Here is a 12,653-nt window from a genome sequence, read left to right as displayed (position 1 = left end):
GCGTCTCAGTTGGGCGCCTCCGGTACAGCGCCGCCCAGCAAACGCGCATTGAGGGCGCCCCCCGAAAACAGCATCTCATGCAGGGCGGCCTCGGCCGTGTCGTGAGCCACGTCGCCGCCTTGCGCAACCTCCAGGTGATGTTGGGCGATGCGCCTGAGCAATTCCTTGATGAACGCCGGGCTGGCGCCATCCGTTCGCCGCGCGAGTTCTTCCACCAGCGCAGCGGGCACCGGCAAGGTCTTTGCGTACAAGGCGATCAATCGCTTTCGCAAGTCCCCATTGGGAAGGGGAAACTCGATGGTCTGATCGATGCGCCCCGGCCGGCTGGCCAGTGCTGGTTCCAGCGTTTCTGGCCTGTTGGTCGTCAGGATGAAGAACACGTCGGCACGCTCGCGTAAACCGTCCATCTCGTTGAGCAGTCGGTTGAGCATGACTTCATCGCAGGCGTCGGCACGCTCGCTCCGATCGCGGGCGATAAGGTCCGCATCCTCGATGACAACCAGCGCCGGCTGAAGCAGCCGCGCCAACGCCATGTACTGCGGCAACAGTCCCGCGCCTTCAGCGGTGATCAGCAGGGTCGTGTGATCCGGCAAGCGCCCTGCCACATAGCGAATGCAATGCGTCTTGCCTGTTCCTGGCGTGCCGTGAAACAGCAGGCCCTTCTGCGTGGACAGGCCCAGCGCGCGCAGCGCCTGCCGCTGCCCGGCAAAGCCGAGCACATTTCGCTCCACGGCCGCCAGGGTGGCCTCCGGCAGGATCACGTCCCCTCGCGACACCGTTTCCAATTCGTGCACGAAGATGCGCGGTGCATGCCCCGAATATTGGTCCTGCCGCTCCAGCGAGAGCACGCGGCCGCGGTAGCAACTCCCCTTGGACAATCGCAATTCCAGGGCATCGAACACACGGGTGCACAGGGCCGCGCCGTGTTCACCGGGGGCCGCCATGATTTCGATGTTGGTGTCGCCACTGCCCCCGTAATCGTGGTGCTGCGCAAGAAGCACGGCGAAGGCTTCGCCGCCATCGCGCATCAGCCACAAACCGTTCTTGAGACAGCGAACGGTTTCGCCCCGGCCGATGTCGACCTCTTCGTACTGCGCGGGCGCAGCTTCCACCGCGCCGCGCCCTTGTTCCAGTACCTTGGAAAAACCCAGCACCTCATGCCGATATTGCTGGTGGATGCCGATGAAGTTCTCGGGGATGCGCCGCTCGCCAAAGATGTCGTCCAGGGCCATTTGAAGGTCGGCCTGCTGGCGCAAGGGGTACGTACGCGATGTCGCGATGAGTTCCTGTGGCCGCAACGGGGCGAAGTGTCGCGCCAGACGTTCGAACAGGTAGTACTCCGCCAACTGGCTGTCTTCCGCAACGCCTTCCTTCGGGTTCAGCAGCGCGCTGCAGGATTCCACGCAGTCACTGCAAATGAAGGCCGAATCCCCGGCGATCAAGCGAGGTACGTCGCTCGCAACACGATGGCAAAACTGGCATCTGCCTTCAGATATCTTGAGATCGGTCATTGTCTTGCAGCGCCCTCGTTGTGGTTGCGTCGCCCGTATCGGCTATCGACGGATGTGCGTGCAGGGAATTCTCGAAATCGCCCCATGCCCCACCTCCGCCGCACCGCCCCTTGGCAGCCGGCCGAAATCATGCCATCAGCGGCGGTCGCGCTTGCCGAACCCAACGCTGCACCGAGGGCCGCTGCCATTGCCGCTTTGCATAGGATGCCAGCCGCTGCGGCACCGCATCCCCGTTCAGCACCAGCCGGTTCAGCATCAGCGCGAGGTCGACATCGGCGATCGACCAAGCCCCGAACAGGTCTTCCGACCCCACGGGCAGCAGCGCTTCGGCCGCATCGAACAGTGAGCGGGCCGACGCCTGCGCCGCCGCGGACAACGGCGCGTGCGTGGGCCCGTAGAACACCACCTCGGTCGAACGCTCCTGCCGGATCGGCATCAGGTCGCTGCGCAGCCAGGCCTGCACCTGGCGGGCCCGGGCCTTGCTGCGCGCGTCCCTGGGATACAGCGGTGTTCCCGGAAACACCTCGTCGAGGTACTCGGTGATCGCGGACGATTCCGACAGCGCGAAGTCGCCATGCACCAGCGTCGGCACGCGCTGCGTGAGCGACAGCTGCGAGAAACCGGCGGCCCGGTTCTCCCGGGCGGCGAGGTCGAGCGGTGTCATCTCGAAGTCCAGCTGCTTTTCATGCAGCGCCACGAACACCGACAGGGCGTAAGGGCTGGCGAACTGGGCATCGACGTACAGGCGTATCGGGTCTTGCATCGCGGAAGGCTCCTGGGGATGGCGGCGGACCCGGTTGCGGCCCTTACGCGATCTTAGGGCGGCGACGACGCCACAGCACCCGCACCAGCCACCCCACGGGCAGCACCACCAGCAGCAGCCACGGCAGCGCCGCGGCCACGAAGGTGATGAGCGCGCCCACGCTTTCGGCCAGCACGTCGCCGGCGTTGCGCAGCGCGTGCGCCATCGGGCTGTAGCCGTCGCTGCCGCTGACCAACGCGCGCTTGGGCGTGAACTGGATCTGGATATGCTGCTTGCTGGTCTGCTGCGCCAGCACCTTGCGCTGGGTGGCGATGGCGTCGAGCTCAGCCTGCGTGTCCGACAGCGTGCGCTGGATCGCCAGCAGGTCGGCCATGGTGCGCTTGGTGACGGTGTCGCGCAGCATCACGCGCAGGCTGTCGCGGAACTCGGTGCGGTTCTTGATGCGGGCCTCGACGTCGATCACCTCGGAGGTCTTGTCCTCGCTGGTGGTGGTGTGCGAGACCACGTTCGCCACGCCGGCCAGGCCGCCGAGCAGCTTGTCGACGTCGGCGGGTTCCACACGCATCTCGAGCAGGGCGTTGCCCGGCTGCTGCGGCGTCTCGCGCAGCAGCGAAGACGACAGCAGCTCGCACTTCAGCGTGCCGCACAGGTCGCGCACCTTGCCCCAGGCATCGGCCAGCTGCTCGGCCGGCACTTCGACGTTCAGGTCCTGCCGCACGGCCAGGAAGCGCTGCAGCGCGGTCTCGCCGCTGCCGCCCCGCGCCTCGTCGGACTGCGACGCGGCGATCTCGGCCTGCGGCGCACGCGCCCTCTGCTGCTCCTTCATGGCCATGCCGCCGCCATAGCCCATCGGCGGGGCCTGCATGGGCGCAGGCGCGGAGGCCGGCGCGACCGACTCGGCGCCGCGCTCGCGGCCACAGCCGGCCAGCGACAGGGCAGCCGCCAGGGCCAGCAGGACAGCGCCCGCGCGGTGGCGCACGGCGGCGCGGGGTGTCGACAGGGAAAGGGTGCGGCGGATCATCAGGACTCCTTGAAAAGAATGACTACCACCGCTGATACGGGCGAGCGCCCGGATCGGGGTTAAGCGGCCGCCGCCATTCGCAACAATTCGTCGCCTTCCGCCACCTGCTCGCCCGGCGAGAACATCAGTTCCTCCACCGTGCCGTCGGCCGGCGCGGCGATGGTGTGCTCCATCTTCATGGCTTCCATCACGGCCAGCGGCTGGCCGCGGCTGACCTTGTCGCCGGCCTTGACCGCGAAGGACACGACCTTGCCGGGCATCGGCGCCGTGAGGCGGCCGCCTTCGGCGTGGGTGTCGCCCGCGTGGGCGAGGCGGTCGATGGCCGTGAGGCGCGTGGCGCCCTTGGCCGCGAACACGTGGGCGGTGGCGCCGTCCAAGTGCACGTCGAGGGTCTGGCGCGTGCCGGCAAACTCGAGCTCGAACTCGCCCGTGGGAAAGCGCCCGATGGTGAGCGGGCCTTCGACACCGCCCACGGCGAGGTTCAGGCCGCCGTCGCGGCGGTAGGTCAGCAGTGCGCTGTGCTCGGCGCCGCGGAACTCGAAGTCGAAGCGGCGCTTGTACTCGCCGTGCGCGCGCCAGCCGTCGCGGCGCTCGAAGGGGTCGGGCAGCTGCGTCGGCCACTCGGTGACCAGCGTGCGCGTGATGGCGGCGGCTGCGGCCAACGGCAGGCCCAGCGGCTCGCGGTCGAACAGCACGGCGCGCTCGCGCTCGATGAGCGCGGTGTCGAGGTTGGCCTTCGAGAACGACTCGGTCGCCAGGATGCCGCGCAGGAACTGCACGTTGGTCGACACGCCCACGATCTGCACCTGAGCCAGCGCGGCATCGAGCCGGGCCAGCGCCTCGGCGCGCGTGCTGCCGTGCACGATGAGCTTGGCGAGCATCGAGTCGTAGAAGGGCGAGATCTCGCCGCCCTCGCGCACGCCGTCGTCGATGCGCACGCGGCTGCGCTGGAAGGCCGTGGCTTGCGGCTTGCGGTACACGCGCAAGGTGCCGGTGGCGGGCAGGAAGTTGTTGTCGGGGTTCTCGGCGCAGATGCGCGCCTCGATGGCGTGGCCGTGGATCTGCAGTTCCGATTGCTTGGCGGGCAGCGGCTCGCCCGAGGCCACGCGCAGCTGCCATTCGACGAGGTCGAGGCCGGTGATCGCTTCGGTCACTGGGTGCTCCACCTGCAGGCGCGTGTTCATCTCCATGAAGAAGAAGTTCATCTCGCCGCCTTCGCGCTGCTCGACGATGAACTCGACAGTACCTGCACCGACGTAGTTCACAGCACGAGCGGCAGCCACGGCCGCATCGCCCATCTGCTTGCGCATCGCCTCGGTCATGCCGGGCGCGGGCGCTTCCTCGAGCACCTTCTGGTGGCGCCGCTGCACCGAGCAGTCGCGCTCGAACAGGTAGACGTAGTTGCCCTGCGTGTCGCCGAACACCTGGATCTCGATGTGGCGCGGGCGCTGCACGTACTTCTCGATCAGCACCGCGTCGTCGCCGAAGCTGTTGATGGCTTCGCGCTTGCACGAGGCCAGCGCGGCCTCGAAGTCGGCGGCCTTGTCGACCGCGCGCATGCCCTTGCCGCCGCCGCCGGCGCTGGCCTTGATGAGCACCGGATAGCCGATGCGGTCGGCTTCGCGCTGCAGCAGCGCCGGGTCCTGGTCGGCACCGTGGTAGCCGGGCACCAGCGGCACGCCGGCCTTTTCCATCAGCTGCTTCGACTCGGCCTTCAGGCCCATGGCCTTGATCGCCGAGGGCGGCGGGCCGATGAAGGCCAGGCCGGCGTCGGCGCAGGCCTGTGCGAACTCTTCGTTCTCGCTGAGGAAGCCGTAGCCCGGATGCACCGCTTCGGCGCCCGTGGCCTTGGCGGCCTCGAGGATCTTTTCCCAGCGCAGGTAGCTGTCCTTCGGGGCGCTGCCGCCGAGGTACACCGACTCGTCGCAGGCGCGCACATGGTTGGCGTGCGCGTCGGCATCGGAGTACACGGCGACGGTGCGAACCGCCATGCGGCGTGCAGTGGCCGCAACGCGGCAAGCAATTTCACCGCGATTGGCGATCAGGATCTTCTTAAACATTCGGAGTGTCTCCCGGAGGATTCTTTTTCAGTTGAAAGGCGGACGTGACGCCCGGATCGGGCCGGCCACTGAAGATGCGTGCCACGCGGCTGAACAGCGCGCGCAGAAAACGCCAGCTCTTGCGGATGAGCCACACGCTGAGCACGAGCACGAAGACGAACAGCACCAGAAAGACCAGCGGATGCGCCACCGCGAGCCACAGCCCGGCCGGCACCATCGAGTCTTCGACCAGCGACGCACCGACGTTCGAGAACGGCTCGGGCGAGGTGTTGATGGCCGCGCGCGTGGTGGCCTTGGCCGCATGCGCCGTGGCCGCGAAGCCGCCGCCCAGCAGCGCCGCAACGACGGCCATGGCGCCATGGTCGGCACCGAACACGCTGGCCGCGAGCGCCGCGCCGGCGGGGATGCGGATGGCGGTGTGCACCACGTCCCACAGCGAGTCCAGGCCCGGGATCTTGTCGGCGAAGAACTCGACGAACACCATGAAGCCGCTGACCGCGAGCACGATCGGATGCGCGAGCATCTGCAGCCCCGCAGGCAGCGGCACCCAGCCGAAGTAGCCGACCAGGCCGGTCAGCAGCACGACGAGGTACAGACGCACGCCGCTGGCCCAGCCGATGGCGGCGGCCAGTGCGAGCAGTTGCGGCATGTCGAGTGCGTTCATGGCGGTCCTTGGTGGGCTGTCAGCCGGCGAGCCAGGACGGCTTGCGCTTCTGCAGGAAGGCCTGCACGCCCTCGCGGCCCTCGTCGCTGGCGCGGATGTCCGCGATGCCTTCGACCGTCTTCGCGATGAGCGCGCTGTCGATCTCGCGGCCGGCCACGTCGGCGATCAGCTGCTTGCAGGCGCGCACGGCGGCGGGGCTGGCGCCGGTGAGGGCCTTCAGCAGCTCGTCGACCTTGGCGTCGAGCGCGTCGGCGGCCACCACTTCATGCACGAAGCCGATGCGGTGCGCCTCGGCGGCGGTGAAGCGCTCGGCTGTGAGGAAGTAGCGTTGCGAGGCTCGCGGGCCCATCGCACGCAGCACGTAGGGGCTGATGGTCGCGGGCACGAGGCCGATCTTCACTTCGCTGAGGCAGTACCACGCGGTGTCGACGCTCACGGCCATGTCGCAGGCCGCGACCAGCCCCATGCCGCCCGCGTACACGTCGCCCTGCACGCGCGCGATGGTGGGCTTGGGGCACTCGGCGATGGTGCGCAGCATGTCGGCCAGCTTGCCCGCGTCGGCGAGGTTCTCGTCGCGGGTGTAGTCGGCCATGCGGCGCATCCAGTTCAGGTTGGCGCCCGCGCAGAAGGCCGGGCCGTTCGCGCCGAGCACGACGGCCTTGACCTGCGGCGCGCCGCCGGCTTCGAGAAAGGCCTGCGTCAGCTCGGCGATCACGACGTCGTCGAAGGCGTTGCGCGCGTCGGGCTGGTCGAGCCAGATGCGTGCCACCGCGCCGTCGATGGCGAGGTTCAGCTTGGTGAAGGTGCTGCTCATGCGGTGCCCCTGGTCACATGCGGAAGATGCCGAACTTCGGCTCGGGAATGGGCGCGTTGCGCGAGGCGGCCAGGCCCAGTGCCAGCACGCGGCGCGTGTCGGCTGGGTCGATGATGCCGTCGTCCCACAGGCGCGCGGTGGCGTAGTAGGGGTGGCCCTGGTCTTCGTACTGCTGGCGGATCGGGGCCTTGAAGGCTTCTTCTTCGTCGGCGCTCCAGCTGCCGCCCTTCAGTTCGATACCGTCGCGCTTCACGGTGGCCAGCACGCTCGCGGCCTGCTCGCCGCCCATCACGCTGATGCGTGCGTTGGGCCACATCCAGAGGAAGCGTGGGCTGTACGCGCGGCCGCACATGCCGTAGTTGCCGGCGCCGAAGCTGCCGCCGATGATGATCGTGAACTTGGGCACGTTGGCGGTGGCCACGGCCGTCACCATCTTGGCGCCGTGGCGCGCAATGCCTTCGTTCTCGTACTTGCGGCCGACCATGAAGCCGGTGATGTTCTGCAGGAACACCAGCGGGATCTTGCGCTGGCAGCACAGCTCGATGAAGTGCGCGCCCTTCTGCGCCGACTCGCTGAACAGGATGCCGTTGTTGGCGATGATGCCGACCGGCATGCCCTCGATCTCGGCAAAGCCGCAGACCAGCGTGGCGCCGAAGCGGGCCTTGAACTCGTGGAACTCGCTGCCGTCGACGATGCGCGCAATGATCTCGCGCACGTCGAAGGGCTTGCGCGTGTCGGTGGGGATCACGCCGTACAGCTCTTCGCGCGGGAAATCGGGCGCGCGCACCGCGGCGCCTTCCGGCTTCTCGGCCGACTTCGCATTCAGGTTGGCCACCGCCGAGCGCGCGAGCGCCAGCGCGTGCAGGTCGTTCTGCGCCAGGTGATCGACCACGCCCGACAGGCGCGTGTGCACGTCGCCGCCACCCAGGTCTTCGGCCGACACGACCTCGCCGGTGGCCGCCTTCACGAGCGGCGGGCCGCCCAGGAAGATGGTGCCCTGGTTCTTCACGATGATCGATTCGTCGCTCATCGCCGGCACGTACGCGCCGCCGGCCGTGCACGAGCCCATGACCACCGCGATCTGCGGAATGCCCTGGGCGCTCATGTTGGCCTGGTTGTAGAAGATGCGGCCGAAGTGCTCGCGGTCGGGAAACACCTCGTCCTGGTTCGGCAGGTTGGCGCCGCCCGAGTCGACGAGGTAGATGCAGGGCAGGCGGTTCTGCTCGGCGATCTCTTGCGCGCGCAGGTGCTTCTTGACGGTCAGCGGGTAGTAGGTGCCGCCCTTCACGGTCGCGTCGTTGCACACGATCATGCAGTCGACACCGTTCACGCGGCCGATGCCGGTGATGATGCCGGCGCCCGGTGCCGACTCGGCCCCCTTGCCGTCGAGGTACATCGCATGCGCGGCCAGCGGCGCGATCTCGAGGAAGGGCGTGCCCGGGTCGAGCAGTTCGGCCACGCGGTCGCGCGGCAGCAACTTGCCGCGCGCCGTGTGCTTGGCGCGCGCGGCCTCGCCGCCGCCCTGCTCCACCTTCGCGAACTGCTGCTGCAGGTCGTCGACCAGCGCGCGCATCGCGGCCGCATTCGCCTGGAAGTCGGCCGACCGTGCGTTGAGTTTGGTTTCGAGTTTGCTCATGCTGTCTTTTCTTGGCTGAGACCGAGCTGCTCGGTCATGGCGTCGCGGATCTTGAATTTCTGGATCTTGCCGGTCACCGTCATCGGGAACTCGGAGACGAACTGGATGTACTTGGGCACCTTGTAGTGCGCGATCTGGCCCTTGCAGAAATCGCGGATCTCGGTGTCGGTGGCCGTCTGGCCGGGCTTGACGATGATCCAGGCGCACAGCTCTTCGCCGTACTTCTTGTCGGGCAGGCCGACCACCTGCACGTCCTGCACCTTCGGGTGGCGGTACAAAAATTCTTCGATCTCGCGCGGGTAGATGTTCTCGCCGCCGCGGATCACCAGGTCCTTGATGCGCCCGACGATGTTCACGTAGCCCTCGGCGTCCATGGTGGCGAGGTCGCCGGTGTGCATCCAGCGCTCGGCGTCGATGGCTTCGCGCGTCCTGGGCTCGTCTTCCCAGTAGCCGTGCATCACCGAGTAGCCGCGCGTGCACAGCTCGCCCGACTGGCCCGGCGGCATGATCGCGCCGGTCTCGGGGTCGATGATCTTCACCTCGAGGTGCGGCTGCACGGTGCCCACGGTCGACACGCGGCGGTCGAGCGGCGTGTCGGTGCTGCTCTGGCAGCTCACGGGGCTGGTCTCGGTCATGCCGTAGGCGATGGTGATCTCGCCCAGGTGCATCTCGTTCACCACGCGCTTCATCACCTCGATGGGGCACGGCGAGCCGGCCATGATGCCGGTGCGCAGCGTGGACAGGTCGAACTCCTTGAAGCGCGGATGGTCCAGCTCGGCGATGAACATCGTGGGCACGCCGTGCAGGCCCGTGCACTTCTCGGCCTGCACGGTCTCGAGCACCGTGAGCGGGTCGAAGCCGTCGTTCGGGTACACGATGGCCGAGCCGTGCGTGAGGCAGGCCAGGTTGCCCAGCACCATGCCGAAGCAGTGGTACAGCGGCACCGGAATGCACAGGCGGTCGGCTGGCGTGAGCTTCATGCACTCGCCGATGAAGAAGCCGTTGTTCAGGATGTTGCGGTGCGTGAGCGTCGCGCCCTTGGGAAAGCCCGTGGTGCCGCTGGTGAACTGGATGTTGATCGGGTCGGTGGCCTTCAGCGTCTTCTGCGTGGCGGCCACGCGCGCGTCGGCCGCATCGCCGCCGGCCAGCAGTTCGCTGAAGCGGCGCATGCCGGGCTGCTCGTCGCCCTGGCCGGGCTTGTCGATCCAGAAGGTGTGCTGCAGCAGCGGCAGCTTGGCCGGGCCCAGCTCGCGCAGCATGCCCAGGTAGTCGCTGGTCTTGAACTGCGCCATCGTCACCAGCGCCTTGCAGCCGACCTTGTTGAGCGCGTACTCGAGCTCCGAGGTGCGGTAGGCGGGGTTGATGTTCACGAGGATCAGGCCGACCTTGGCGGTGGCGATCTGCATCAGCACCCAGGGCACGTTGTTGTGCGACCAGATGCCCACGCGGTCGCCGGGCACGAGCCCCAGGTTCAGCAGCGCGCTGGCCAGCTTGTTCGACGCGGTCTGCAGCTCGCGGTAGGTGAAGCGCTGGCCTTCGTGGCGGCTGACGAGGGCTTCGCGTTCAGGCTGCTTCTCGACCATGTCGTCGAAGAAGTCGCCGATGGCTTGCTCGATGAGGGGGACGTCCGTGGCGCCTTGGCCGTAGCTCTCGGTCAACGAAGCGGTCATGTTCATTTCCTTCCTTGTCTCCTTGTCTGGCTCCTTCCCCCGCTGGGGGAAGGTTGGGATGGGGGCAGGCGACGCTTGCTTGGCGCAGTGCTTCATCGAACGCCGCTTGCCCCCACCCCTGCCCTCCCCCGGCGGGGGAGGGAGAAAAACAACTTACGCCGTTTCGCTGAACAGCTCGCGCCCGATGAGCATGCGCCGCACTTCGCTCGTGCCCGCGCCGATCTCGTACAGCTTCGCGTCGCGCCACAGCCGCTCGACCGGGAAGTCCTTGGTGTAGCCCACGCCGCCCAGCGTCTGGATCGCCTCGCCGGCCATCCAGGTCGCCTTCTCGGCCGAGTACAGGATGGCGCCGGCCGCGTCCTTGCGGAAGGTGCGCGCATGGTCGTTGCGATCGCAGGCCTTGCCCACGGCGTACACGTAGGCGCGGGTGGCCTGCCAGGTCGAGTACATGTCGGCGATCTTGCCCTGCATCAGCTGGAACTCGCCGATGCTCTGGCCGAACTGCTGGCGCTCGTGGATGTAGGGAATCACGGCGTCCATGCAGGCGGCCATGATGCCCAGCGGGCCGCCCGAGAGCACGGCGCGCTCGTAGTCCAGGCCGCTCATCAGCACCTTGGCGCCCATGCCTTCGCCGCCGAGCACGTTCTCTTCGGGCACTTCGCAGTTGTCGAAGAACAGGGGGAAGGTGTTGGAGCCGCGCATGCCGAGCTTGTCGAGCTTGGTGCCGGCCGAGAAGCCCTTGAAGTTCTTCTCGACGATGAAGGCCGTCATGCCGCGCGCGCCCATCTCGGGTTCGGTCTTGGCGTAGATGACCAGCGTGTCGGCGTCGCCGCCGTTGGTGATCCACATCTTGCCGCCGTTGAGCACGTAGTAGCCGTCCTTCTTGTCGGCCTTGAGCTTCATGCTCACCACGTCGGAGCCGGCGTTGGGCTCGCTCATGGCCAGTGCGCCCACGTGCTCGCCGCTCACCAGCTTGGGCAGGTATTTCTTCTTCTGCGCTTCGCTGCCGTTGCGGTGGATCTGGTTCACGCACAGGTTGGAGTGCGCACCGTACGACAGGCCCACCGAGGCCGAGGCGCGCGAGACTTCTTCCATGGCCACGATGTGGGCCAGGTAGCCCAGCTCGGTGCCGCCGAACTCTTCCTTCACCGTCATGCCGTGCAGGCCCAGCTCGCCGAGCTTTTGCCACAGGTCGTGCGGGAACAGGTTGTCGCGGTCGATCTCGGCGGCGCGGGGCGCGATTTCGTTGGCGGCGAAGTCCTGGATCGCGCTGCGCAGCGCGTCGATGTCGTCGCCCAGGTCGAAGTTGAGGCCGAAATCGTGCATGAGTCTTGTCTCCTCTGAAGGGGTCGGCGCGCAGGGCTGCCCGCGCGGATGGCGCTTGAAAAAACGCAGCTTACGCCTCGTGGCGCCGCAATTGGCGCCACAATGGTTGCAAATTGCGCCACGACCGATGCCCTCCACCACGTCGTCCCCCGCCTTCCTGCGACCCGCCCGCGCCGTCACGCCGATGGCCTTCGTGCGAGCCATCGTGCAAGGGTATGCCCGCTACGGCAAGGACCCGGCGCAGGCCCTGCAGGCGGCACAGATCGCGCCGCGCGAACTGGCCCGCCCCGGCGCGCGGGTGACGGCCGCGCAGTTCGAGGCGCTGTCGGGCCACGCGATGCAGGAGCTGGACGACGAGGCGCTGGGCTGGTTCTCGCGCCGCCTGCCCTGGGGCAGCTACGGCATGCTGTGCCGCGCCTCGCTCACCTCGCCCGACCTGGGCGTGGCCATCAAGCGCTGGTGCCGCCACCACCGCCTGCTGACCGAGGACATCACGCTCGCCCTGGAAGTGACCGGCGGCGTGGCCACGCTGCGCATCACCGAGAACCGCCCGCTCGACCCCACGTTCCGCGAGTTCTGCCTGGTGACCAGCCTGCGCTTCATGCACGGGTACGTGTGCTGGGCCATCGACTCGCGCATCTCGCTGCGCCAGGCCACCTTTCCGTTCGCGGCGCCGCCGCACCGCGACGCCTACCCGCTGATGTTCACGCCCGACGTGCACTTCGACGCGCCGCAGGCCAGCATCAGCTTCGACGAGCGTTATCTCGCGCTGCCGCTGCTGCGCGACGAGCGCGCGCTGCGCACCATGCTCAAGCGCGCCCTGCCACTCACGGTGCTGCAGTACCGCCGCGACCGCCTGCTGGGCCAGCGCGTGCGCGAACTGCTGCGCGCGCGCGCCGGCGAGGCCACCACGGCGGAGGCGTTGGCGGGGCTGCTGAATGTGTCGGGGCGCACGCTGCACCGGCAGCTGCATGAAGAGGGAACCTCGCTGCAGGTGCTGAAGAACGAGGTGAGGCACGAGCTCGCGGTGGAGCAACTGCGCCGGACCACGCGGCCGATCAAGCAGGTGGCGCTGGCGGTGGGCTTTCGCAACGAGAAGAGCTTTTCGCGTGCGTTCCTGCAGTGGACGGGGCACGCGCCCCGGGATTTCCGGCAGCTGGGGTTGTAGGGCGCTTGTTCAGGGCGCGC

10 protein-coding genes are annotated in these 12,653 nt (G+C 67.9%); 1 reads left to right on the top strand and 9 read right to left on the bottom strand.

Features of this window, described 5'->3' with window-relative positions; genetic code table 11:
- Nucleotides 1–5 precede the first annotated feature (5 nt).
- The 9 genes from AC3WQM_RS15280 to AC3WQM_RS15240 all read right to left on the bottom strand — a co-directional run bounded on the left by AC3WQM_RS15280 (nt 6) and on the right by AC3WQM_RS15240 (nt 11,465).
- Complete coding sequence (locus AC3WQM_RS15280; protein ID WP_492679852.1) at nt 6–1,511, bottom strand: AAA family ATPase; 1,506 nt, start codon at nt 1,509–1,511, stop codon at nt 6–8.
- A 127-nt stretch (nt 1,512–1,638) separates the two neighbouring features.
- On the bottom strand, nt 1,639–2,274 hold the full coding sequence (gene yfcF / locus AC3WQM_RS15275; protein ID WP_492679850.1) for a glutathione transferase: 636 nt from the start codon (nt 2,272–2,274) through the stop codon (nt 1,639–1,641).
- Nucleotides 2,275–2,317: 43 nt separating this feature from the next.
- Complete coding sequence (locus AC3WQM_RS15270) at nt 2,318–3,295, bottom strand: DUF4349 domain-containing protein (RefSeq protein WP_492679848.1); 978 nt, start codon at nt 3,293–3,295, stop codon at nt 2,318–2,320.
- 59 nt (nt 3,296–3,354) lie between these two features.
- Nucleotides 3,355–5,355 carry an acetyl/propionyl/methylcrotonyl-CoA carboxylase subunit alpha gene (locus tag AC3WQM_RS15265; RefSeq protein ID WP_492679846.1) on the bottom strand — a complete coding sequence of 667 codons (2,001 nt, stop codon included), beginning with the start codon at nt 5,353–5,355 and terminating at the stop codon, nt 3,355–3,357.
- Nucleotides 5,348–6,019, bottom strand: a complete 672-nt coding sequence (locus AC3WQM_RS15260; RefSeq protein WP_095947914.1) for a DUF4126 domain-containing protein — start codon at nt 6,017–6,019, stop codon at nt 5,348–5,350. Before AC3WQM_RS15260 ends, AC3WQM_RS15265 begins: the two co-directional genes overlap by 8 nt.
- 19 nt (nt 6,020–6,038) lie before the next feature.
- Nucleotides 6,039–6,833 (bottom strand): enoyl-CoA hydratase/isomerase family protein, encoded by a 795-nt coding sequence (locus AC3WQM_RS15255; protein WP_492679844.1) that lies wholly within the window; start codon nt 6,831–6,833, stop codon nt 6,039–6,041.
- Between the two features lie 13 nt (nt 6,834–6,846).
- Nucleotides 6,847–8,469 (bottom strand): carboxyl transferase domain-containing protein, encoded by a 1,623-nt coding sequence (locus AC3WQM_RS15250; RefSeq protein ID WP_492679842.1) that lies wholly within the window; start codon nt 8,467–8,469, stop codon nt 6,847–6,849.
- The gene (locus AC3WQM_RS15245) at nt 8,466–10,145 is read right to left on the bottom strand and encodes an AMP-binding protein (protein ID WP_492679840.1); all 1,680 of its coding nucleotides are present in this window, start codon (nt 10,143–10,145) and stop codon (nt 8,466–8,468) included. The genes AC3WQM_RS15250 and AC3WQM_RS15245 overlap by 4 nt, the downstream gene beginning before the upstream one ends.
- 147 nt (nt 10,146–10,292) lie before the next feature.
- Nucleotides 10,293–11,465 carry an isovaleryl-CoA dehydrogenase gene (locus AC3WQM_RS15240; RefSeq protein ID WP_062478706.1) on the bottom strand — a complete coding sequence of 391 codons (1,173 nt, stop codon included), beginning with the start codon at nt 11,463–11,465 and terminating at the stop codon, nt 10,293–10,295.
- A gap of 127 nt (nt 11,466–11,592) precedes the next feature.
- On the opposite strand from AC3WQM_RS15240, the gene AC3WQM_RS15235 reads away from it, so the two are divergent.
- Complete coding sequence (locus AC3WQM_RS15235; protein ID WP_492679838.1) at nt 11,593–12,633, top strand: AraC family transcriptional regulator; 1,041 nt, start codon at nt 11,593–11,595, stop codon at nt 12,631–12,633.
- Nucleotides 12,634–12,653 lie beyond the last annotated feature (20 nt).

The organism is Variovorax sp. FW301-JW7, assembly GCF_058788795.1.
Note: the sequence above shows the minus strand (reverse complement) of the source record. Positions and strands in the feature narration are given on the sequence as shown.